The 22,374-nt window shown below is 67.0% G+C and carries 22 protein-coding genes and 1 pseudogene; 18 read left to right on the top strand and 5 right to left on the bottom strand.

All coding sequences use genetic code 11. The features are described 5' to 3' along the window. The first annotated feature begins 125 nt into the window (after positions 1-125). Both ACW9UL_RS22990 and ACW9UL_RS22985 read left to right on the top strand, forming a co-directional pair. Positions 126-1,013 carry a LysR family transcriptional regulator gene (locus tag ACW9UL_RS22990; protein WP_457788414.1) on the top strand — a complete coding sequence of 296 codons (888 nt, stop codon included), beginning with the start codon at positions 126-128 and terminating at the stop codon, positions 1,011-1,013. A 67-nt stretch (positions 1,014-1,080) separates the two neighbouring features. After that, a complete protein-coding gene (locus ACW9UL_RS22985) occupies positions 1,081-1,296 on the top strand; it encodes a dodecin (protein WP_021442739.1) in 216 nt (71 codons plus the stop codon). On the opposite strand, the gene ACW9UL_RS22980 is transcribed toward ACW9UL_RS22985, so the two are convergent. After that, positions 1,265-2,242, bottom strand: coding sequence for an NAD-dependent epimerase/dehydratase family protein (locus ACW9UL_RS22980; protein WP_457788413.1), 978 nt, complete (start codon positions 2,240-2,242; stop codon positions 1,265-1,267). The genes ACW9UL_RS22985 and ACW9UL_RS22980 overlap by 32 nt on opposite strands. Positions 2,243-2,532: 290 nt before the next feature. On the opposite strand from ACW9UL_RS22980, the gene ACW9UL_RS22975 reads away from it, so the two are divergent. After that, the gene (locus ACW9UL_RS22975) at positions 2,533-3,114 is read left to right on the top strand and encodes a hypothetical protein (protein ID WP_457788412.1); all 582 of its coding nucleotides are present in this window, start codon (positions 2,533-2,535) and stop codon (positions 3,112-3,114) included. 6 nt (positions 3,115-3,120) lie between these two features. On the opposite strand, the gene ACW9UL_RS22970 is transcribed toward ACW9UL_RS22975, so the two are convergent. The 3 genes from ACW9UL_RS22970 to ACW9UL_RS22960 all read right to left on the bottom strand — a co-directional run bounded on the left by ACW9UL_RS22970 (position 3,121) and on the right by ACW9UL_RS22960 (position 5,144). After that, entirely contained in the window at positions 3,121-4,350 is a 1,230-nt protein-coding gene (locus ACW9UL_RS22970; protein WP_457788411.1) for a spore maturation protein, read from the bottom strand. Between the two features lie 160 nt (positions 4,351-4,510). After that, positions 4,511-4,969, bottom strand: coding sequence for an inhibitor of vertebrate lysozyme family protein (locus ACW9UL_RS22965; protein ID WP_457788410.1), 459 nt, complete (start codon positions 4,967-4,969; stop codon positions 4,511-4,513). 10 nt (positions 4,970-4,979) lie between these two features. After that, the gene (locus ACW9UL_RS22960) at positions 4,980-5,144 is read right to left on the bottom strand and encodes a DUF1328 domain-containing protein (protein WP_021442734.1); all 165 of its coding nucleotides are present in this window, start codon (positions 5,142-5,144) and stop codon (positions 4,980-4,982) included. A gap of 366 nt (positions 5,145-5,510) precedes the next feature. Here ACW9UL_RS22960 and ACW9UL_RS22955 point away from each other — a divergent pair, with 366 nt between their 5' ends. Then, a complete protein-coding gene (locus ACW9UL_RS22955; RefSeq protein WP_021442733.1) occupies positions 5,511-5,915 on the top strand; it encodes an acyl-CoA thioesterase in 405 nt (134 codons plus the stop codon). A 63-nt stretch (positions 5,916-5,978) separates the two neighbouring features. Here the strand turns inward: ACW9UL_RS22955 and ACW9UL_RS22950 are convergent, their stop codons facing one another. Then, the gene (locus tag ACW9UL_RS22950; protein ID WP_457788409.1) at positions 5,979-7,079 is read right to left on the bottom strand and encodes a TRAP transporter substrate-binding protein; all 1,101 of its coding nucleotides are present in this window, start codon (positions 7,077-7,079) and stop codon (positions 5,979-5,981) included. A gap of 245 nt (positions 7,080-7,324) precedes the next feature. On the opposite strand from ACW9UL_RS22950, the gene ACW9UL_RS22945 reads away from it, so the two are divergent. The 14 genes and pseudogenes from ACW9UL_RS22945 (at position 7,325) to ACW9UL_RS22880 (ending at position 22,365) form a co-directional block, all read left to right on the top strand. Continuing rightward, positions 7,325-7,870: a TRAP transporter small permease subunit gene (locus ACW9UL_RS22945; protein WP_457788408.1), complete on the top strand. Its 546-nt coding sequence runs from the start codon at positions 7,325-7,327 to the stop codon at positions 7,868-7,870. Further along, positions 7,863-9,239 carry a TRAP transporter large permease gene (locus ACW9UL_RS22940; protein ID WP_457788406.1) on the top strand — a complete coding sequence of 459 codons (1,377 nt, stop codon included), beginning with the start codon at positions 7,863-7,865 and terminating at the stop codon, positions 9,237-9,239. Before ACW9UL_RS22945 ends, ACW9UL_RS22940 begins: the two co-directional genes overlap by 8 nt. A 106-nt stretch (positions 9,240-9,345) precedes the next feature. Then, positions 9,346-10,248 (top strand): D-hexose-6-phosphate mutarotase, encoded by a 903-nt coding sequence (locus ACW9UL_RS22935; RefSeq protein ID WP_457788405.1) that lies wholly within the window; start codon positions 9,346-9,348, stop codon positions 10,246-10,248. Positions 10,249-10,692: 444 nt separating this feature from the next. Beyond that, positions 10,693-12,255: a type VI secretion system protein TssA gene (gene tssA, locus ACW9UL_RS22930; protein WP_457788404.1), complete on the top strand. Its 1,563-nt coding sequence runs from the start codon at positions 10,693-10,695 to the stop codon at positions 12,253-12,255. A 54-nt stretch (positions 12,256-12,309) separates the two neighbouring features. After that, on the top strand, positions 12,310-12,816 hold the full coding sequence (gene tssB / locus ACW9UL_RS22925) for a type VI secretion system contractile sheath small subunit (protein WP_021442355.1): 507 nt from the start codon (positions 12,310-12,312) through the stop codon (positions 12,814-12,816). Positions 12,817-12,841: 25 nt separating this feature from the next. Next, positions 12,842-14,320, top strand: coding sequence for a type VI secretion system contractile sheath large subunit (gene tssC, locus ACW9UL_RS22920; RefSeq protein ID WP_021442356.1), 1,479 nt, complete (start codon positions 12,842-12,844; stop codon positions 14,318-14,320). A gap of 6 nt (positions 14,321-14,326) precedes the next feature. Further along, positions 14,327-14,752 carry a type VI secretion system baseplate subunit TssE gene (gene tssE, locus ACW9UL_RS22915; RefSeq protein ID WP_457788403.1) on the top strand — a complete coding sequence of 142 codons (426 nt, stop codon included), beginning with the start codon at positions 14,327-14,329 and terminating at the stop codon, positions 14,750-14,752. Beyond that, positions 14,742-15,011: pseudogene (locus ACW9UL_RS22910) on the top strand (PAAR domain-containing protein); the annotation flags it as partial. The gene tssE and the pseudogene ACW9UL_RS22910, both read left to right, overlap by 11 nt. 16 nt (positions 15,012-15,027) lie before the next feature. Beyond that, entirely contained in the window at positions 15,028-15,285 is a 258-nt protein-coding gene (locus tag ACW9UL_RS22905) for a hypothetical protein (protein WP_457788402.1), read from the top strand. Next, complete coding sequence (tssF, locus tag ACW9UL_RS22900) at positions 15,285-17,075, top strand: type VI secretion system baseplate subunit TssF (RefSeq protein ID WP_457788401.1); 1,791 nt, start codon at positions 15,285-15,287, stop codon at positions 17,073-17,075. Before ACW9UL_RS22905 ends, tssF begins: the two co-directional genes overlap by 1 nt. Then, positions 17,039-18,046 (top strand): type VI secretion system baseplate subunit TssG, encoded by a 1,008-nt coding sequence (tssG, locus tag ACW9UL_RS22895; RefSeq protein WP_457788400.1) that lies wholly within the window; start codon positions 17,039-17,041, stop codon positions 18,044-18,046. Before tssF ends, tssG begins: the two co-directional genes overlap by 37 nt. Positions 18,047-18,057: 11 nt before the next feature. Then, positions 18,058-20,658 carry a type VI secretion system ATPase TssH gene (gene tssH / locus ACW9UL_RS22890; protein ID WP_457788399.1) on the top strand — a complete coding sequence of 867 codons (2,601 nt, stop codon included), beginning with the start codon at positions 18,058-18,060 and terminating at the stop codon, positions 20,656-20,658. A 10-nt stretch (positions 20,659-20,668) separates the two neighbouring features. Next, on the top strand, positions 20,669-22,183 hold the full coding sequence (locus ACW9UL_RS22885; protein ID WP_457788398.1) for a sigma-54 interaction domain-containing protein: 1,515 nt from the start codon (positions 20,669-20,671) through the stop codon (positions 22,181-22,183). 47 nt (positions 22,184-22,230) lie between these two features. After that, the gene (locus ACW9UL_RS22880; protein WP_021444061.1) at positions 22,231-22,365 is read left to right on the top strand and encodes a hypothetical protein; all 135 of its coding nucleotides are present in this window, start codon (positions 22,231-22,233) and stop codon (positions 22,363-22,365) included. The last annotated feature ends 9 nt before the right edge of the window (positions 22,366-22,374 follow it).

The raw sequence follows: 22,374 nt of genomic DNA, 5'->3' as shown, positions 1-22,374 counted from the left end.
AGCTCCTGTCTGGGGCTTCTGCCCACGAGCGGGCAGGAGGTTTGGCAATGGCGCCATTCTACCCCTGGCGAGCAGGCTGAAAAGCGATTAGATTGCCCTGACATGTCAGGAAAAGTCACTAATCAATGAATCGCGAACTGCCCCCGCTGAATGCCCTGCGCGCCTTCGAGGCCGCCGCCCGCCTGCAGAGCGTCAGTCGCGCCGGCGAGGAACTGCATGTCACCCATGGCGCGGTGAGCCGGCAGATTCGTGCGCTGGAAGAACAGCTCGGCGTCAGCCTGTTCGACAAGGACGGCCGCGGCGTGAAACTCACCGATGCCGGCATGCGCCTGCGCGATGCGGCCAGTGACGCCTTCGAGCGCCTGCGCGGCGTCTGTGCCGAGCTGCGCCAGCGTCAGGACGGCGCGCCCTTCGTGCTCGGTTGCCCCGGCAGCCTGCTGGCGCGCTGGTTTATCCCGCGCCTGGATCGCCTCAACCGCGAGCTGCCGGAGCTGCGCCTGCAGCTATCGGCCAGCGAGGGCGAGCTGGACCCGCGCCGCCCCGGAGTGGACGCCACCCTGTGCTTCGCCGCGCCGCCCTGGCCGGCGGACATGCAGGTACACGAGCTCGATATCGAACGGATCGGCCCGGTGCTGAGCCCGCGCTTTGCCGGCTATGCGCGCCTGCAGGGGGCGCCTGCCGCGGCGCTGCTCGACGAGCCGCTGCTGCACACCGCCTCGCGTCCCCAGGCCTGGCCGCAGTGGGCCGCGGCGCAGGGCCTGGAGCCGGCGCGGCTGCAGCAGGGCCAGGGTTTCGAGCACCTCTACTACCTGCTGGAGGCGGCTGCCGCCGGTCTCGGCGTGGCCATCGCGCCGCAGCCGCTGGTGGCCGACGATCTGGCCGCCGGTCGCCTGGTCGCGCCCTGGGGCTTCGTCGCCACCGAGGCGCGCCTGGCGCTGTGGGTGCCGGGGCGCGTCCGCGATCCACGCGCCGAGCGCCTGGCCGCCTGGTTGACGCGCGAGCTGCAGGCCTAGCACGGCGCGCGCGCAACCCCTGCGGCGTGGTCTAGGCTTGCTGCAGGCCCACTGCGGAGCGCACAGCATGTCCGACCATCGCACCTACAAGAAGATCGAAATCGTCGGCACCTCCAAGATCAGCATCGAGGACGCCATCCAGAACGCCCTGGCCGAATGCGCCAAGACCGTGCGCAATATGGACTGGTTCGAAGTCATCGACACCCGCGGGCATATCCTCGACGGCAAGGTGGCGCACTACCAGGTCGAGCTCAAGGTCGGCTTTCGTCTGAGCGGTAGCTGATGCCCTGGGCGGCGAGGAAGGCGAGGAAGGCTTCGCGGCTGGAATAGCGCGGCTGGTAGCCGAACTCCTGCTTCAGCCGCTGGTTGGCCAGCACCGGCCGGTAGCGCAGGAAGTCCAGTTGCTCCGGGCCGTACTGGCTCAAGCCCAGCGGCTTGAGCAGGCGCAGCGCGCCGCCGAGCAGCGCCGCCGGCAGCGGCCGGTAGGGCTTGCCGAGGATCTCGGCGATTTCCTTGAGGCTCAGCGCGCCATCGCCGGCCAGGTTGTAGATGCCCTCGCGAGCCTCCTCCAGGCCCTGGCGGATGATGCCGACCACGTCCTGCTCCCAGATGAACACGAAGCGGCTGGCGTGACCGCGCACGCCGAGCACCGCGCGTTTCTTGAACAGGTCGCTGATCGGGTTGTTCAGGCGCTTGCCGAGGATGGTGCCGGGGCGCAGCACCAGTTGGCGCAGCTGCGGATGTTCCTCGCGGCAGCGCGCCAGCAGTTGCTCGATCTCCAGCTTGTGCTTGGCGTAGGCGAAATGCGGGTGGCCGCGCAGCGGCTGGTCTTCATCGATCCACTCGGCGTTGTCCGCGGCGTAGCCGTAGGCGGCGCCGGAGCTGGTCACCACCAGTTGGCGCACGCCGTTGGCGACGGCGCTGTCCACCAGGCATTGGGTGCCGCCGACCTCGATGGCGTGCAGGTGCGCCTCGCTCATGTCGCGCGGCGGACGGATCACCGTGGCCAGGTGGACGATGGCGTCCGGCTTCCAGCCGCTTATGCAGGCGCGCACCTGGGCCGGGCGGCCCATGTCCAGCAGCACCGGCTCGACGTTGGCCTTCAGGCCGCGACTGTCGAGCGGGCGGATGTCGGCGGCGATCAGCGTCCAGTCAGGATGCTGGATCGCCAGCTCGTTGAGCAGCTGATGGCCGATAAAGCCGGCCGCGCCGGTGATCAGAACGCGCATAGCAGTCTCCCGGCGGATCGCGGCATCCGCCCTGGCCCGTTCAACTGCCGAAAGGGCCCCGCCGCGACGGGCGTGGCCCCTTGATAAACGGGCCTTGTGGTTATTGTTTGCAGCCCGCCGTCAGGCTAGGCACAGGCTCGCCCTCTGGCAGTGGCGGAACTCGCCAGCGGCCGTGGCGATTCACGCCAGCGGGACGAATGGTGTGGCGCCGCGCACAGCCAGGCCGGCCGTGGCTGGCGAGGCGCGGGTGGATGGGGCAAGCTGGTGCGGCTTATTCAGGGAGGAAAGCCATGTTCAGGATGCTGCTGCTCTTGTTCGCCGCGCTGTCGCTCGGCGGGTGTTTCGACAGTGAGCCGCCGCTCGCCGAGGAGCGTCGCCTGCTGCTCAGCGCCGCGGATTTCGCCGCCTACCAGGCGCCCGCCGCGGGGCGTTACGAGAAGCTGGTGAGCTACGCCGCGCGCAGCATCGACCTCAGCTTCGAGAGCGCCGGCAGCGACTGGTTCTACCTCTACAGCGGCGTCTCGCTCTACCCGCGCGCCAGCGATGCGCTGATGACCAGCTACGCCGAGACCTTCGGCGCCTCGTTCGGCCTGCGCGACAGCGGCCTGGTCGAGCAGGACCTGGAATTCGAGCTGGAGCTCGCCAGCCGCGCCAGCCTCAAGCTGCTGACCGAGGACGGCGAGCCGGTGGGCAACCTGTTCTATGCCACGGTCGGCAACAAGTCGCTGTTCGCCATCTTCACCGGCGTCTACTTCGAGCGGGGCGAAGACTTCGCCGCCTTTATCGCGCCCAAGCTCACCGCATTGCGCGCCCACCGGCACGCTGATCCGCTGCTGAGCTGGGCCGGCAGCAAGCTCGGTTTCGCCGAATGAGCGGCCTCAGCCGAAGAACCAGTAGGTCACGCCGATAGCCGCCACCACCCCGGCCAGTTCGGCCAGCAGGGCGCAGCTCACGGCGTGACGCACGCGCTGGATGCCGACCGCGCCGAAGTACACCGCCAGCACGTAGAAGGTGGTCTCGGTGCTGCCCTGGACGGTCGCCGCGGCCAGCGCCGCGAAGCTGTCGACGCCGTGGGTCTGCATGGTTTCGATGAGCATGGCGCGCGCCGCACTGCCGGAGAACGGCTTGACCAGCGCGGTGGGCAGGGCGTCGACGAAGCGGGTGTCCCAGCCGCCCCACTCGACCAGCCAGCGAATGCCGTCGAGACCGAATTCCAGGGCGCCGGAGGCGCGCAGCACGCCGATTGCGCAGAGCATGGCGACCAGGTAGGGCAACAGGCTCTTGGCCACGTCGAAGCCCTCGCGGGCGCCCTCGACGAACTGTTCGTAGACCGCCACCTTCTTCAGCGCGCCGACCAGCAGGAAGGTCAGGATCACGCCGAACAGGGTCAGGTTGCCGAGCAGCGAGGACAGCGCCGCCAGCGCGGTGGCGCTGAGGCTGGCGAGCAGCGCCATGAAGCCGCCCAGCAGCAGCGCCCCGGGAATCAGGTAGGCCAGCACCACCGGATCCCACAGGCGCAGGCGCTGCATCAGCGCCACCGACAGCAGGCCGACCAGGGTCGAGGCGCTGGTGGCCAGCAGGATCGGCAGGAACACCAGGGTCGGGTCGGCCGCGCCCTGCTGCACCCGGTACATGAAGATCGACACCGGCAGCAGGGTCAGCGACGAGGCGTTGAGCACCAGAAAGAGGATCTGCGCGTTGCTCGCCGTGGTGCTGCTGGGGTTGAGCTCCTGCAGGCTGCGCATGGCCTTGAGGCCGATCGGCGTGGCGGCGTTGTCCAGGCCCAGGCCGTTGGCGGCGAAGTTCATGGTGATCAGGCCGAGCGCCGGGTGGCCGCGCGGCACCTCCGGCATCAGGCGGGCGAACAGCGGGCCGAGCAGCCGCGCCAGGGCGTCGACCAGACCGGCCTGTTCGGCGATGCGCAACAGGCCGAGCCACAGGGTCATGGTGCCGAACAGCAGCACCATCACCTCCACCGACAGCTTGGCCATGGCGAACAGGCTCTCGACCATGGCGCCGAACACCGCCGGGTCGCCGCCGAGCAGCCAGCGCGAGAAGCCCGCCACCGCCGCCACCAGGAAAAAGCTCAGCCACAGGCCGTTGAGCATGTCGATCCCCCTTAGCTCGAAAGTCGCGGCGCGACGCCTTCCTCGATGGCCTTCTCCTTACGGGAGAAGGTGGCGCGAGGCGCCGGATGAGGGAGGGCATGCCGTTATGGCGGGGGATGATAACGCGGCGACGGCCGGCCAGGGGCCGTCGTCGTGTGCCTCAGAACCAGTTGGGGTCTTTGCGCAGCTGTTCCTCGAGCAGCCGGCGCACTTCCTCGTCCGGCTCGCCCAGCCAGCGCAGGCTGGCGTGCTCGCTCGGCGCGCGGTCTTCCGGCAGGTTCTCGGGCACCTGCACGTAGAGCGCGTAGGCGTTGTCCTTGTCCCAGTCGAAGGCGAGGTACAGGCGCTGGTTGAAGCAGTTGTGCGTCTCGCACAGCTGGCCGACCAGGAAGCGGTCGCTGGCGCTTTCCACCGCCTGCATCGGCGTCGACAGGCCGCTGAGGTTCATCAGCCAGTCGGGCAGGCGCCGCTCCTCCTGCACCAACTCCTGCCAGGCGGCGCGGTACCCGGCGTCGCTGCTCAGCAACTCGCCCGGATGCAGGTGTGCGTCGCGGTCGGCGGCCTGGGCCGCCAGGGCGCCGCCCAGCAACAGGGCGGCGGCGATGGCGTGAATGCGCATGCAGACCTCCTTACAGACGGGGGCGACGGCCCATGACGAACGAGATGATGAACAGTACCAGGAACACCACGAACAGAATCTTGGCGATGCCCGCAGCGGTGCCGGCGATGCCGCCGAAACCCAGCACGGCGGCGACGATGGCGATGATCAGAAAGGTCAGTGCCCAGCTCAACATGGCGTTTCTCCCGTTGCGATGGAGGCGGATGGCGCGGTCGCGCACCTCCGGCCCTTTTCTTGGCGTTGCGAGCGGAACGAGTCCGGTCACCCGCCAGGGTCGTTGCACCGCCCGTGCCAGTTCCTGGTCCAGGGTAAAAATCTTGAAAATCAGCGGCTTGCGATATCCGGGAAATGACGGCGGCGGGCATCCTGCCCGATGCGGCCGGCGGCGGCCGTGCAATTTGCCCGACAGCCCAGGCGCCACGCCGCCTGCACGGCCGCCAGAGTGGTCGCCCGCCGACCGCTCAGTCGGTATACTCGCAGCGCCCGCGTACCACGCGGGTTCCGCGCCCAGAACAACAACCGCGCCGCGAGCCTCGAGCCGATGAACGACTACGAACAGGAAGACCCGATCCCCCAAGGCGACCTGGCCTTGCAGATCACCGCGCTGCCGCGCGAGACCAATGGTTTCGGCGATATCTACGGCGGCTGGCTGGTGTCGCAGATGGACCTGGCCGGCACCGCCATGGCCAGCAAGGTCGCCGGCGGCCGCGTGGCCACCGTGGCCATCGACCGCATGGCCTTCCTGGTGCCGGTGGCGGTGGGCGCGCAGCTGTCGTTCTATACCCAGGCCCTGGAAGTGGGGCGCAGTTCGATCCAGATGATGGTCGAGGTGTGGAGCGACGACCCCTTGTCCAACGAGTGGCGCAAGGTCACCGAGGCGGTGTTCGTCTTCGTCGCCATCGACGGCAGCGGCCGTACCCGCCCGGTGCCGCCGCGCCGCGGTTGAGCGCAACGGCCGAACCAATGAAAACGCCGGCTAGCAGCCGGCGTTTTGCTGTGCGCTGAACGCTTAGCCGCGGATGTTGTAGATGTCCTTCTCGTTGAGCTCCGCGTAGTCGTACAGGCGCTTGAGGTAGGCCTTCTGGTGTTCCCAGACCTTGGTCGCGGCCGGGTCGGCGGCGGCGCTGGCGTCGACCACCTCGGCGGCGACCTCCTTCAGGCGGGCCAGCACCTCGTCCGGCAGGCGGCGTACGTCCACACCGTCGGCCTTGAGCTGCTCCAGGGCTTCCATGTTCTTGGCGTTGTAGTCGTCGAGCATGTCGCCGTTCACGTCGCGGGCGGCGGCGCGCACGATGGCCTTGAGGTCGGCCGGCAGGGTGTCCCAGGCCTTGAGGTTGACGTCCAGCTCGAACAGTACGCTCGGCTCCTGCCAGCCCGGGGTGTAGTAGTACTTGGCCGCCTTGTGCAGGCCCAGGGCCAGGTCGTTGTACGGGCCGATCCACTCGGTAGCGTCGATGGCGCCGGTCTGCATGGCGGTGAAGATCTCGCCGGCCGGCATGTTGACCACGGTGCCGCCCATCTTGGTCAGCACTTCGCCGCCCAGGCCCGGGGTGCGCATCTTCAGGCCCTTGAAGTCCTCGACCGAGTTGATTTCCTTGTTGAACCAGCCGGCGGTCTGTACGCCGGTGTTGCCGCAGGCCATCGGCAGCACGCCGAACGGCTTGTACACCTCTTCCCACAGCTGCTGACCGCCGCCGCGGTGCAGCCAGGCGTTCATTTCCTGGGCGTTGGGGCCGAACGGCGAGGCGCAGAAGAACTGCGCGGCCGGCACCTTGCCTTTCCAGTAGTAGGGCGCACCGTGCCCCATCTCGGCGGTGCCGCGGGAGACTGCATCGAACACTTCCAGGGCCGGCACCAGTTCGCCGGCGGCGTAGACTTTGACCTTCAGGCGGCCGTTGCTCATCTCCTCGACCAGCTTGGCGAAGCGCTCGGCCCCCACGCCGACGCCGGGGAAGTTCTTCGGCCAGGAGGTGACCATCTTCCAGTTGAAGGTCTGGGAACTCGAGCCCTCTTGGGGTGCGGCGGTGGTGCCGGCTTCTTCTTTGCAGCCCGCCAGTGCGGTGGCTGCGAGGCCGACGCCTGCTGCGGCGAGTATGTCGCGACGTTTCATGCAATGCTCCTTCTTGTTGTATTGGTCTGACCACGGGATCGCCGAAGGTAGACCGGGCGTGAATAACATAGGGGGTCGTGACCCTCAAGCCTAGCTGCTACGACTAAAGTTGTATGAGCATTGCTGCATTGCCAGCAGCCTGCCTAGAATCGCCGGCCCTCGACCCACAAGGTTGCGGGAGGCGTGACGTACGGCCGACCGGGCCGGCGTCCTGTCCCCTACCCAATAACGATAAAGGACTCACTATGTCCGACAAGCCATCGCTTCCCCTCGCGCTTGCGCACCTGATCGATGCTCTCAACGCCTTGTTCGGCAAGGCCTGCGCCTGGCTGACCCTGTTCCTGGTGCTCGGCACCGCCGTGGTTGTGGTGCTGCGCTACGGCTTCGGCATTGGCGCCACCGCCCTGCAGGAAGCCGTGCTCTACGCCCATGCCCTGGTGTTCATGGGCGCCACTGCCTGGGTGCTGCAGCGCAACGGCCACGTACGCGTGGACATCTTCTTCCAGAACTTCAGCGGCCGCCGCCAGGCCCTGGTGGAAATCCTCGGCAACCTGCTGTTCCTGCTGCCGGTGTGCCTGTTCCTCGGCTGGGCCAGTTGGGACTACGTGAGCAATTCCTGGGCGACCCTGGAGGCGTCCAGCGAGTCCGGCGGCCTCAAGTTCGTCTACCTGCAGAAGAGCATCATCCTGGTGCTGGTGGTCAGCCTGGTGCTGCAAGGCATCGCCAACCTGATCAAGGCGCTCTACGTCATCAGCGGTCGCCTGCCGGCTCCGGAGGTGAAGCATGGCTGAGTTGATGGCGATTCTGCTGTTCGTCAGCATCTGCCTGGCCTTGATGGCCGGCTACCCGGTGGCCTTCACCCTGGGCGGCGTGTCCTTGCTGTTCGCCGGCATCGGCGTGCTCACCGGCACCTTCGACGCCGGCTATCTCAGCGCCCTGCCCAACCGCCTGTTCGGCATCATGAACAACCAGACCATGCTGGCGGTGCCGCTGTTCGTGTTCATGGGGGTGATGCTGGAACGCTCGCGGGTGGCCGAAGACCTGCTCGAGTCGATGTCGCGCCTGTTCGGCACCCTGCGCGGCGGCCTGGCGATCTCGGTGTGCGTGGTCGGCGCGCTGCTGGCCGCCAGCACCGGCATCGTCGGCGCCACCGTGGTGACCATGGGCCTGCTGGCGCTGCCGACCATGCTGCGCCGCGGCTACGACCCGGCCATCGCCACCGGCACCCTGGCCGCCACTGGCACCCTGGGGCAGATCATCCCGCCGTCGATCGTCCTGGTGCTGCTCGGCGACGTGATGTCCAGCGCCTATCAGCAGGCACAGCTGAAGATGGGCATCTTCTCGCCGAAGACGGTGTCGGTCGGCGACCTGTTTGTCGGCGCGCTGATTCCCGGGCTGCTGCTGGTCGGCCTGTACATCCTCTACATCATCGCCGTCGCCATTATTCAGCCGAAGAAGCTGCCGGCGCTGCCGCAGGAGGAGCTGGGCCCGATCGAGTGGGGCAAGCTGATCAAGGCGCTGGTGCCGCCGCTGATCCTGATCGGCGCGGTGCTCGGCTCGATCCTCGCCGGCTACGCCACGCCTACCGAGGCAGCCGCCCTCGGCGCCGTCGGCGCCATGCTGCTGGCGCTGAGCAAGAACAAGCTGAACTTCGGCCAGTTGCGCGAGGTGGCCTATGGCACCACCGAGATCAGCGCCATGGTCTTCATGATCCTGATCGGCGCCTCGCTGTTCTCCCTGGTGTTCCGCGGCTTCGGCGGCGAGGCGCTGATCGAGGACGTGTTCGCCCAGCTGCCCGGCGGCGTGCTCGGCGCCTTCTTCCTGGTGATGCTGGTGATCTTCCTGCTCGGCTTCATCCTCGACTTCATCGAGATCACCTTCGTGGTGGTGCCGATCGTCGGGCCGGTGCTGCTGGCCATGGGCCTCGACCCGATCTGGCTGGGGGTGATGATCGCACTGAACCTGCAGACCTCCTTCCTCACCCCGCCGTTCGGTTTCGCCCTGTTCTACCTGCGCGGGGTGACGCCGAAATCGGTGGCCACCAGCACCATCTACAAGGGGGTGGTGCCGTTCATCCTGCTTCAGCTGCTGCTCTTGGTGATCGCCTACATCTTCCCGGGGCTGATCACCTGGCTGCCGGAACAGGTCTACGGCAAGTAAGGCTGATCCGCGGCAAGCAAAACGCCCGTCCTCGCGACGGGCGTTTTGCTTTGTGCGCCATCCGGGGTTCCAATAGAGGCAAGCCCTCTGTCGCGAGAATGTCGTCATGAACACTGCCCAAGTCGAACGCGTGGAACTGGACCAACTGACCTGCTGGCGCGTGCGCACGGTGCACGCCGAGTTGCTGGTGGCCCAGCAGGGTGCGCAGATCCTCAGTTACCAGCCCGACGGCCAGCCGCCGCTGATCTGGCTCAGCGAGCAGGCCGCCTATGAGCGCGGCCAGAGCGTGCGCGGCGGGGTACCGGTGTGCTGGCCCTGGTTCGGCGACCTGCGCTGCAACCCGCCCGCCGTGCAGGCCGCCTATCAGCCCGGGCTGGCGCCCAGTCACGGCCTGGTGCGCGGCCTCGACTGGCAGCTGCTGGGGATCGACGAGGACGGCGATGCGGTGACCCTGCGCTTCGTCTTCGACAGCCGCCAGCACCTGCTGCCCGGCTGGCCGCATGCCGCCCGCCTGCAGCTGGACATCCGCCTCGGCGAGGACCTCGCGCTGAATCTCGAGACGCATAACCAGGGCGACGAGCCGCTGGTCATCAGCCAGGCGCTGCACAGCTACTTCGCCGTCAGTGACGTGCGCCAGGTCGGCGTCGAAGGGCTGGACGGCTGCCGCTACCTCGACACACTCGACGACTGGCGCGAGCGCCGCCAGGACGGCGCCCTGCAGTTCGCCGGCGAAACCGACCGCATCTACCTCGGCACCCCGGCGCGGCTGAGCATCGTCGATCCGGGCTGGGACCGGCGCATCCACCTGGACAGCAGCGGCTCGCGCTCGGCGGTGCTGTGGAACCCCTGGATCGACAAGGCCAAGCGCCTGTCGCAGTTCGCCGCCGAGGCCTGGCAGGGCATGCTGTGCATCGAGACGGCCAACGTCATGGAGGACGTGGTGCGCCTGGCCGCCGACGAACGGCACGCTCTGCGGCTGCGCCTGTCCAGCGAGGCCCTGGCCGGCTGAGCTATTGCCAGGTCGGGCGAGTGGTTACGCCCGGCCTGGCACAACGGCATCTGGCGAACAGTGGCCAACGTCACAAAAAGCAGTATTAAAGTGCCATTAACTGTGATGCGCCACTAATTTGCCAGTAAGACATTTCTTACAAGTCTGAAACAACTTCTCCTACAGTCGAAACACCGATAACAACTTGCTCAGAAGGCGCGACAAATTAGCCGAGCTGACGTTCCAGTAATAATTTGTAAGATGTCGCCGAATGTTAGGCATTTCACACTTCGGGCGGTTGCCCACCTGCTGGCATAGGGCTAGGATGCCCGTCCCATAAGGATCTTGCGCAAGTTGTTGCACAAACAACTGTGCAAAAAGTTGCGCACTGCGGTGTTTTGGAAAAGGCCGGATGGCCATTTGCACGGCCGTGGAAGTTGCCCACTTAATTATTTGAGTCATGGAATGACCTACTCCAGCAAGCTCACTGCGCATTATCTCAATCTGGCCAAAACCCCTATTAATGAAGGGAACTTCGCCGGCGAAGATGTGCGTTATTCCAGCGAATATGAAATGCTGGAAACCGAGCTGGGCAAGGCCGCTTCCCTGCACGAAACCGGCGCCATCGACTGGCAAAAGGTGCGCGAGGGCAGCGAGAACCTGCTGACCACCCAATCCAAGGATCTGCGCGCCGCCACCTGGCTCACCTGGGGCCTCTATCAGCGCGAATCCTTCGCCGGCCTGCAAGCCGGTCTGAGCCTGTTGCACTACCTCTGCGAACAGCACTGGAGCGAACTGCACCCGCGCAAACCGCGCACCCGCGCCGCCGCCCTCAACTGGCTGCTGCCGCGCCTGGAGCAGGCACTGGCCGAGCACGTGCCGATCGGCGAGCAACTGCCGCTGTTTCGCAAGGTGGCCGAGCATCTGCGCGGCCTGGAGACCAGCCTCGCGGCTCAGCTGGGCGAGGACGCGCCGCTGCTGCTGCCGCTGTGCAGGCGCCTCGACGAGCAGATCAACCGCGCCAGCCAGGGCCAGGCCGAGCCGGGCGCGGTGGGCGCCGCCATCGCCCAGGTCAAGCAGGTCGCCACCCAGATCATCACCGGCAGCGGCCCCATCGAGAACGAGAAGGACGCGCACAAGGCCCTGCGCAGCCAGCAGGACGCGGCCCGCCCGCTGTGTGCCTGGTGGCTGAAGAACAAGGCCACCGACCTCAAGCCGCTGCGCCTGGCGCGCACCCTGCTGTGGCTGCCCATCGAGTCGCTGCCCGAGCGCAACGCCGAACAGATCACCGCCCTGCGCGGCCTGCCGGCCGACAAGCTGGCCTCGTACCAGGAGCGCTTCGCCCAGGGCGCCTACGCCGACCTGCTGGCGGATCTGGAAGCCAGCATCGCCCGCGCGCCGTTCTGGCTCGATGGCCAGCGCCTGGTCTGGGAATGCCTGCAGGAGCTCAAGGCTGAGCAGGCCATGCGCGAAGTGGAAATCCAGCTCGCCCTGTTCCTGCAGCGCGTGCCCGGCCTCGACGAACTGCGTTTCCACGACGGCGTGCCCTTCGCCGACGGCGAGACCCGCGCCTGGATCGGCGCCTACGTGCTGCCCCACCTGCAGGCCCCGGAAACCGAGAAGAAGCCCGCGACCAGCGAACCGGGCGCCACCCCGCCCTGGGAAGAGGCGCTGCAGCAGGTGCTGCCGCAGCTGCGCAAGGACGGCCTGAAGGCCGCGGTGCAGCAGCTCAAGCAGGGCCTCAATCGGGCGCGCGGCGGCCGCGAGCGCTTCTTCTGGCAACTGACCCTGGCCCGCCTGTGCTTCGCCGCGAAGAAGTACGAACTGGCCAAGACCCAACTCGAATCGCTCGACCAGACGCTGCAGGCTTCCGGCCTCGGCGAGTGGGAACCCGATCTCGCCCTGGAAGTGCTGCGCCTGCTGCACAACTGCTGCGAGCTGCTGCCGCAGAACCATGCGGTGCGCGACAGCAAGGACGAGATCTATCGCAGGTTGTGCCACCTCGACCTCGAGGTGGTGCTGGAGTAAGGCGCCAACACGCCAATCAAGGCCTCCGGGCCATCAACGCAAAGGAGAAAACCCATGGCCAAAGAAGGCTCGGTAGCCCCCAAGGAACGCATCAACGTCACCTTCAAACCCGCCACCGGCGGCGCCCAGGAAGAAATCGAACTGCCCCTGAAGCTCATGGTGCTCGGCGATTTCACCCAGCGCGCCGACGATCGCAAGATCGAAGACCGCAAGCCCATCAGCATCGACAAGAACAGCTTCGACGAGGTGCTGGCCAAGCAGGAACTGAACCTGACCTTCGCCGTGCCGAACCGCCTGCAGGACGAGCAGGAAGGCGACGAGCTGGCCGTGCAGCTGCGCATCAACTCGATGAAGGACTTCAACCCCGCCAACCTGGTCGAGCAGGTCCCCGAGCTGAAGAAGCTGATGGAACTGCGCGACGCCCTGGTCGCCCTCAAAGGCCCGCTGGGCAACGCCCCGGCCTTCCGCAAGGCGATCGAGAGCGTGCTCGCCGACGACGACTCGCGCGACCGCGTGCTCGGCGAGTTGGGCCTGGCCGCCAAAGACAAGCTGGATTCCTGATTCTCACTGACAAGGACGCATATTCATGAGCACGACTAGCGCAGCCGTAGAAAGCAGCCACAGCGCCGCCGAACTCGGCATTCTCGACCGCATCATCGCCGAGACCAAACTGACCCCCGATGACGAGGCCTACGACATCGCCAAGCGCGGCGTCTCGGCCTTCATCGAAGAGCTGCTCAAGCCGCAGAACGAAAACGAGCCGGTGAAGAAGGCCATGGTCGACCGCATGATCGCGGAGATCGACGCCAAGCTCAGCCGGCAGATGGACGAGATCCTCCATCACCCGGACTTCCAGGCCCTGGAATCCTCCTGGCGCGGCCTCAAGCTGCTGGTGGATCGCACCAACTTCCGCGAGAACATCAAGCTGGAGATCCTCAACGCCTCCAAGCAGGACCTGCTCGATGACTTCGAGGACAGCCCGGAAATCGTGCAGTCCGGCCTGTACAAGCACATCTACACCGCCGAGTACGGCCAGTTCGGTGGCCAGCCGGTCGGCGCCCTGATCGCCAACTACTTCTTCGATCCGAGCGCCCCGGACGTCAAGACCCTGCAGTACGTCGCCTCGGTGGCCTGCATGTCCCACGCCCCGTTCATCGCCGCCGCCGGCCCGAAATTCTTCGGCCTGGAGACCTTCACCGGCCTGCCGGATCTGAAGGACCTCAAGGACCACTTCGAAGGCCCGCAATTCACCAAGTGGCAGAGCTTCCGCGAGCAGGAAGATGCCCGCTACGTCGGCCTCACCGTACCGCGCTTCCTGCTGCGCAACCCGTACGATCCGGAAGACAACCCGGTGAAGACCTTCGTCTACAAGGAAAACGTGGCCAACAGCCACGAGCACTACCTGTGGGGCAACACCGCCTACGCTTTCGCCAGTCGTCTGACCGACAGCTTCGCCAAGTTCCGCTGGTGCCCGAACATCATCGGCCCGCAGAGCGGTGGCGCGGTGGAAGATCTGCCGCTGCACCACTTCGAGAGCATGGGCGAGATCGAGACCAAGATCCCCACCGAGGTGCTGGTGTCCGACCGCCGCGAGTACGAGCTGGCCGAAGAAGGCTTTATCGCCCTGACCATGCGCAAGGGCAGCGACAATGCCGCGTTCTTCTCCGCCAACTCCGCGCAGAAGCCGAAGTTCTTCGGCATCAGCGAAGAAGGCAAGACCGCCGAGCTGAACTACAAGCTGGGCACCCAGCTGCCGTACATGTTCATCGTCAACCGCCTGGCCCACTACCTGAAAGTGCTGCAGCGCGAGCAGATCGGCGCCTGGAAGGAGCGTACCGACCTCGAGCTGGAACTGAACAAGTGGATCCGCCAGTACGTGGCCGACCAGGAGAACCCCAGCTCCGAAGTGCGTAGCCGTCGTCCGCTGCGCGCCGCCCAGGTCATCGTCAGCGATGTCGAAGGCGAGCCGGGCTGGTACCGCGTCAGCCTGAACGTGCGCCCGCACTTCAAGTACATGGGTGCCGATTTCACCCTGTCGCTGGTCGGCAAGCTGGACAAGGAGTAAGCAGCCATGGCCTACGGCAGCCTGTTCGAGCGCCTCGGTGGCGAGGCCGGCCAACGTGTCGGCTGGAGCCGCGAGGTCGCCGCCATGGCCTCGGTGGCTGCCCATCTGGCCAAGATGCTCAGCACCCGTGCGGGCAGCGTGCAGACGCTGCCCGACTACGGGTTGCCCGATTTGAACGATATGCGCCTGTCGCTGCACGACTCGTTGCAGCAGGCGCGTATCGCCATCGAACGTTTCATCGAAGCGTACGAACCACGACTGACCCAGGTGCGCGTGATCTCCCTGCCGCGCACCCATGACCCTTTGCGTCAGGCCTTCGCCATCGACGCGCTGCTGGAGATGGATGGTATCAAACGTCAGGTCAGTTTCTCCGCGAGCCTGGACGGCAGCGGTCAGGTCAAGGTCAACCCAGGAGCCTCACATGTCCGGTAAACCCGCAGCCCGCCTCGGCGATCCCACCGCCTGCCCGATTCCCGGCCACGGCACCAACCCGATCGCCGCCGGCTCGCCCGACGTGCTGTTCGACAGCCTGCCCGCCGCGCGCATGGGCGACGCCTCCGCCTGCGGCGGCGCCATGGCCGGCGCGGTGATTCCCACCGTGCTGATCAACGGCAAGCCGGCGGCGGTGGTGGGTTCAGTCGGCAGCCATGGCAATACCGTGGTGGCTGGCTCCGGCACCGTGTTGATTGGCGGTTGAGATGACGGTGATGAAACAGTTCTCGCCCTCTTTGCTCGTACCGCCTGCGCCATGGGAGGCATTTCCCGGTGTCGACGCAAGTGGTTTGGGTAGCCTGCAAGGCAACCTCGAGCACTGGTGGCAGCACTGTTGGTGGCCCTACTGGCAATCGCTGACTCGAGAGCAGCGCCAAGAGTGGCTGCAAGACCCCGCCCACCCAGAAGCCTGGCGTGAATACGTGCAATTGCAGGAAGCCTTTGCCGGCGACGACACGGAGTCCCCTGCCTGATGTCTTTCAACCACTACTACCAAAGCGAACTCACCGCCCTGCGCCAACTGGGCAAGCGCTTCGCCGAGCGCAGCCCGGCGCTGGCGCCGTTCCTCGGCCAGGCCGGGCGTGATCCGGATGTCGAGCGCCTGCTCGAAGGTTTCGCCTTCCTTACCGGGCGTCTGCGGCAGAAGCTCGACGACGAGCTGCCGGAGCTGACCCATTCGCTGATGCACCTGCTGTGGCCGAACTATATGCGTCCGCTGCCGGCCTTCAGCATGCTGCAGTTCGACCCGCTGACCCGTCCCGGTCCGGCCTTGCCGGTCAAGCGCGGCACGCCGGTGGAGGCCAAGGCCATCGAAGGGGTCACCTGCCGCTTTCGCACCTGCTACCCCACCGAGGTGCTGCCGCTGGCGCTGAACGGCCTGGACTACTCGGTCAAGGGCGACGGCGCACTGCTCAGCCTGCGTCTGGGCATGAGCGCCGACGGCCATCTCGGCGAGATCGGCCTGAACAAGCTGCGTCTGCACCTGGCCGGCGAGCGCTATATCGGCCAGATGCTCTACCTGGCGCTGCTGCGCAACCTCGGCGGCATCCAGCTAGTGCTGCTCGACGAGGCCGGCAAGCCGCTACAGGATGCCCATGGCCAGGCTCTGGGTACGCTGCAGCTCAGGCCCGAGCAGGTGCAGCCGGTGGGGTTCGCCGAGGACGAGGCGCTGATCCCCTACCCGCTCAATACTTTCCGCGGCTACCGCTATCTGCAGGAATACTTCGCCTTCCAGGACAAGTTCCTCTTCGTCGACCTGCTCGGCCTGGATGCCATTCACAGCTTGCCCGAGGATCTGCTCAAGCAGGCGCGCGGTCTGGAGCTGCGCTTCGATATCCACAAGGCCGGCGTGCAGCGCATCCGCCCGACCCTGGAAAACGTGCGCCTGTACTGCACGCCGGTGGTCAACCTGTTCCAGCACGACGCCATCCCGATCCGCCTCGACGGCAAGCAGGACCAGTACCTGCTGCTGCCGGCCGAATTCGACGCGCAGCACTGCGGCGTGTTCTCGGTGGACCGCGTCACCGGCTGGAAGCCGGGCGGCATGGGCTACGAGGAGTACGTGCCGTTCGAGTCGTTCGAGCACGACCCCAGCTTCGACGTGCCGGTGGCGCGTCCGCACTACAGCGTGCGCCAGCAGCCGTCGATGCTCGGCGACGGCCTGGAGACCTGGCTCAGCTTCGGCCTGCGCAACCTCGATCAGCACGAGACGCTGTCCATCGAGCTGACCTGCACCAACCAGAACCTGCCGCGTCAGCTGAGCCTGGGCGATATCTGCCTGCCCAGCGAGGACACCCCGGATTTTCTCAGCTTCCGCAACATCAGCGCGGTCACGCCCTGCTACGCGCCGCCGCTGCACCGCGACTTCCTGTGGAAGCTGATTTCCAACATGTCGCTGAACTACCTGTCGCTGGCCAACGTCGAGGCGCTCAAGGTGATCCTCGAGACCTACGACCTGCCGCGCTACTACGACCAGCATGCCGAGCGCGTCAGCAAGCGTCTGCTCGGCGGCCTCAAGAGCATCGGCCACCGCCATGTCGACCGCCTGCACCGCGGCCTGCCGGTGCGCGGCGTGCGCACCGAACTGAGCATGAACCCGGACGGCTACCTGGGCGAGGGCGACCTGTTCCTCTTCGCTTCGGTACTCAATGAGTTTTTCGCCCTCTACGCCAGCCTCAACAGCTACCACGAGCTGCACGTTCAGAGCACACAGGGAGAGTTGTACAAATGGACGCCACGTATGGGGCAACAGCCCCTGCTCTAACTCGATTGAGCAAAGGCATCCGCGAGTACAGCCTGTTCCAGGCCGTACAGCTGGTGCTGGAGCGCCTCAAGGTCGCCCATCCGCAACTGGATGAGGAGCGCCTCTACGAGTACCTGGAATTCCAGGCCAACCCGAGCCTGGGTTTTCCCAGCAGCGATATCGATCGCGTGCAGTTCTTCGAGGAGCACGGCGAGCTGCGCGCGCGCATGCGCGTCAACCTGGTCGGCCTGTTCGGCGGCGGCTCGCCGTTGCCGGCCTTCTACAGCGAGCAGGCCCTGGGCGACAGCGAGGACGGCAACCCGACCCGCGATTTCCTCGACCTGTTCAACAACCGTCTGCAGCGCCTGCTGCTGCCGATCTGGCAGAAGTACCGCTACCGCGCCAGCTTCCAGAGCGGGGCGATGGACGCCTTCTCCGCGCAGCTGTTCGCCCTGATCGGCCTGGGTAGCGAGCAGATCCGCCAGGCCCAGGAGCTGAACTGGAAGCGCCTGCTGCCCTACCTAGGCCTGCTCAGTTTGCGCGCCCACTCGGCGGCGCTGATCGAGTCGGTGCTGCGTTACTACTTCAAGCACGCCGAACTGTTCATCGAGCAATGCCTGGAGCGCCAGGTGGTGGTGCTGGAGGAGCAGCGCAACCGCCTCGGCCGCGCCAACAGCCTGCTCGGCGAAGACACCGTGCTCGGCGAGCGCGTACGCGACCGCGGTGGCAAGTTCCGCATCCACGTGCGCCAGCTGGGCTGGACGCGCTTTCACGAGTTCCTGCCGATCGGCACGGGTTACCAGCCGCTCTGCGCGCTAGTGCGCTTCACCCTGCGCGATCCGCTGGACTACGACATCCGCCTGGAGCTGCGTCAGGACGAAATCCGCGACCTGCGCATCGGTGAAGGCAACCCCTGCCTGCTGGGCTGGACCACCTGGCTCGGTCGCGACAACGCCGACGGTCTGGTCACCCTCGGCAGCAAGATTCATTAAGGACAGATGAAATGATCAACGTCGACCTGCAACAACTGGTTCAAGCCCTGGACGCCGCGAGCAAGCGCGACCTGGAGATGGCCGCCGAACGCTGCGTGGTACGCGGCGGCAACAAGATCCTCGTCGAGGATCTGCTGCTGGGCCTGCTCGAGCGCCCGGAAAGCCTGCTGGCGCGCGCCCTGCAGGATGCCGAGATCGATGCCGGCGAGCTGGCCCAGGCGCTGCAGCCGCGCGGCGAGCACAGCGAGTCGCGCAACCCGGTGTTTTCTGCCGAACTGGTGCAGTGGCTGCAGGACGCCCTGCTGGTGGCCAACCTCGAACTGGGCGCCAGCCAGATCGACCAGGCCGCGCTGATCCTCGCCCTGCTGCGCAATCCCATGCGCTACGCCGGCAGCCGTTATCAGACGCTGCTGAGCAAGCTCAATGCCGAGCGTCTGCGCGACTTCGCCCTTAGCCAGCAGCCGCAAGCCGCGGGCGGCAAAGCGGCGGCGCCGGGCGAGTCGAACCTGGCGCGCTTTACCCACAACTTCACCCAGCAGGCCCGCGACGGCAAGCTCGACCCGGTGCTGTGCCGCGACGGCGCGATCCGCCAGATGGTCGATATCCTCGCCCGCCGGCGCAAGAACAACCCCATCGTGGTCGGCGAGGCCGGCGTGGGCAAGACCGCCATCGTCGAGGGCCTGGCCCTGCGCATCGCCACCGGCGAGGTGCCGCAGGTGCTCAAGGGCGTCGAGCTGCTGTGCCTGGACCTCGGCCTGCTGCAGGCCGGCGCCAGCGTCAAGGGCGAGTTCGAGCGCCGCCTGCAGGGCGTGATCGACGAGGTCAAGGCCTCGCCCAAGCCGATCATCCTGTTTATCGACGAGGCCCATACGCTGATCGGCGCCGGTGGCCAGGCCGGCAGCGGCGATGCCGCCAACCTGCTCAAGCCGGCGCTGGCCCGTGGCGAGCTGCGTACCATCGCCGCCACCACCTGGAGCGAATACAAGAAGTATTTCGAGAAGGACCCGGCCCTGGCCCGTCGCTTCCAGCCGGTGCAACTGCACGAGCCGACCGTCGAGGAGGCGGTGACCATTCTTCGCGGCCTGGCGCCGGTGTACGAGAAGAGCCACGGCATCTACCTGCGCGACGACGCCGTGGTCGCCGCCGCCGAGCTGTCGGCGCGCTACCTGGCCGGCCGTCAGCTGCCGGACAAGGCGGTGGACGTGCTCGACACCGCCTGCGCCCGTGTGCGCATCAGCCTGGCTGCTGCGCCCGAGGCGCTGGAGCGCCTGCGCGGCGAGATCGCCGAGGGCGAGCGCCAGGGCGAGGCCATGCGCCGCGACCTGGACGCCGGCCTGAGCATCGACGGCGAAGCCCTGGATGCCCTGGAAACCCGCCTGGTCGCCGCCCGCGCCGAGCTGGAGCAGGTGGAAACCCGCTGGGCCGTGCAGCGTGAACTGGCCGAACGGCTGCTGGAGCAGCGCAAGCAATGCGCCGCCGCGCGTCTGGGTAACGATGAAGAGGCCAGCGACGAACCACGCCCGAGCCTGGAAGAACTGGAAGCCGAACTGCGCGCGATCCAGGCCGAGCTGGCTGCCGCCCAGGCCAGCGAGCGTCTGGTCAGCTTCGAGGTCTGCCCGCGCCTGGTGGCCGAAGTGATCAGCCACTGGACCGGCGTGCCGCTGAGCCAACTGGCCCGTGAGCACAACACCAAGGTCATCACTTTCGCCGACGACCTGCGCCAGCGCGTGCGCGGTCAGGAGCAGGCGATCCAGGCGCTGGACAAGGCCATGCGCGCCACCGCCGCCGGCCTCAACCGGGCCGATGCCCCGGTGGGCGTGTTCCTCCTGGTCGGCCCCAGCGGCGTCGGCAAGACCGAGACAGCCCTGGCCCTGGCCGACCTGCTGTATGGCGGTGAGCGCTTCCTCACCGTGATCAACATGTCCGAGTTCCAGGAAAAACACACCGTCTCGCGGCTGATCGGCGCGCCGCCCGGCTACGTCGGTTATGGCGAAGGCGGCATGCTCACCGAGGCGGTGCGGCAGAAGCCTTATTCGGTGATTCTCCTCGACGAGGTGGAGAAGGCCGACCCGGACGTGATGAACGTCTTCTACCAGATCTTCGACAAGGGCGTGGCCAACGACGGCGAAGGGCGCGAGATCAACTTCCGCAACTGCCTGATCCTGATGACCAGCAACCTCGCCAGCGAACGCATCGCCAGCCTCTGCGCCGGCGGCCAGCGCCCGGCCGCCGAGGATCTGGAACTGGCCATCCGCCCGCAACTGACCCAGCACTTCAAGCCGGCCCTGCTCGGGCGCATGCGCGTGGTGCCCTACTACCCCATGGACGGCGACCTGCTGCGCCAGCTGGTCGGCCTCAAGCTGGCCCGTTTCGGCGAGCGCCTGGCCCGTCGCCAGCTCGCCTTCAGCCACTGCGACGGCCTGGTCGAGCACCTGGCCGAGCGCTGCACCCATGGCGACAGCGGCGCCCGTCTGATCGACCACCTGATCGACCAGCACTTGCAGCCGCTGGTGGTCGACCGCCTGCTCGACGCCATGGCCGCCGGCGAAAGCCTGCAGCGCGTGCACGCCACCCTGGACGCCGATTCGGCGGTGACCTGCGAGTTCGCCTGAGGTGCTGCCGATGTTCGCCGAAGTCCCGCAACCGCTGCGTTACGCCGAAGCCCTGCTCGGCCGCTACGCCACGCTGGCTGGCGCCGCCAGCGGCGAGCGCCTGCTCGCTGAGCTGGTGCGCGCCGCCGCCGAGCTGGCCGACTGCGCGCTGGGCCAGCTGTACCTGCTGGATCACACCAATACCCGCCTGATGATGAGCGCGGAGTGGCTCGACGGCCTGCTGCAACCGCGCCAGGCGGCCAGCCTGCCCAGCGACTACGACGGCGAGCAGCTGCTGCAGTACTGCCTGTGCCAGAACCAGGTGCTGTGCATCGACGAGCTCGACAGCGCCCTGCACAGCATCGCCTGCCTGCCGGAAGCGACGCGTGCCTGGCGCAGCCTGCTGTGCCTGCCGTTGCAGGACGCCGCCGGCCACTGTCGCGGCCTGCTGCTGGTGGCCAGCCACGAGCGGCGCAATCTGCAGGGCTTCGCCGGCTCCTTCGCCCAGCTCGGCGGCTTCGCCCTGGCCCAGCTGCAGCTGCTGCAGCGCCTACGTGCTCCAGAGACCCCAGAGCCGGCCTCGCCGGCCCCGGGCACGCCCTGCGCCAGTGGCTATGGCCTGCTCGGCCAGAGCCAGGCCATGCGCCGCGTCTACCAGCTGATCGGCAAGGTGCTGCACAGCCCGGTCAGCGTGCTGCTCACCGGCGAGACCGGTACCGGCAAAGAGCTGGTCGCCCGCGCCATCCACGATTGCGGCGCGCGGCGCAGCAAGGCGTTCATCGTGCAGAACTGCGCAGCATTGCCGGAGAACCTGCTGGAGAGCGAGCTGTTCGGCTACCGCCGCGGCGCCTTCACCGGTGCCGACCGTGACAAGCCGGGCCTGTTCGATGCCGCCGATGGCGGCACGCTGTTCCTCGACGAGATCGGCGACATGCCGCTGACCCTGCAAGCCAAGCTGCTGCGCGTGCTGCAGGAGGGCGAAGTGCGTCCCCTGGGCGGCAGCGAGACGCACAAGGTGGACGTGCGCATCGTCGCCGCCACCCACCAGGAACTGCGCAAACGTGTCGAGGAAGGCCGCTTCCGCGAAGACCTGTTCTATCGCCTGTCGCATTTCCCCATCGAGCTGCCGCCGCTGCGCGAGCGCGACGAGGACATCCTGCTGCTCGCCCGCCACTTCGCCAGCACCGCCAGTGGCCTGCTGCAGCGCGACGCCTGCCGCTGGAGCGACGCCGTCCTGGAGCACCTGGCCGGCTACGCCTTCCCCGGCAACGTGCGCGAGCTCAAAGGCCTGGTCGAGCGCGCGGTGCTGCTGTGCGAGGGCGGCGAGCTGCTGCCCGAGCACTTCAACCTGGAACACACGCAGAACCCCGATAGCGCGCCGCTAAGCCTGCGCGAGCGCATGGACCGGCTCGAACGCAACCTGCTGCTCGACTGCCTGCGCAAGAACCGCGGTAACCAGACCAATGCCGCCAACGAGCTGGGCCTGCCCCGGCGCACCCTGCTGTACCGCATGCAACGGCTGAAGATCAGCCCGAGCGAGGTCTGAACATGCCCGCCCCTCTTCCACTCACTTTCATCCAAGGAGCGCATTCCATGCTGCATCGCTACCGGACCGCCGCCCTGCTGGCCCTGGCCATCGTCCTGGCCGGCTGCACCGGCAACTACAAGTTCAGCGACGACCAATACCGCCCGCTGGGCGATCCGCAAGCCGAGAAGCGCGGCCACTGACCGCGAGGA

It is taken from the genome of Pseudomonas sp. PL-6, from assembly GCF_054110165.1.
This window is presented reverse-complemented; position numbering and strand designations above follow the sequence as displayed.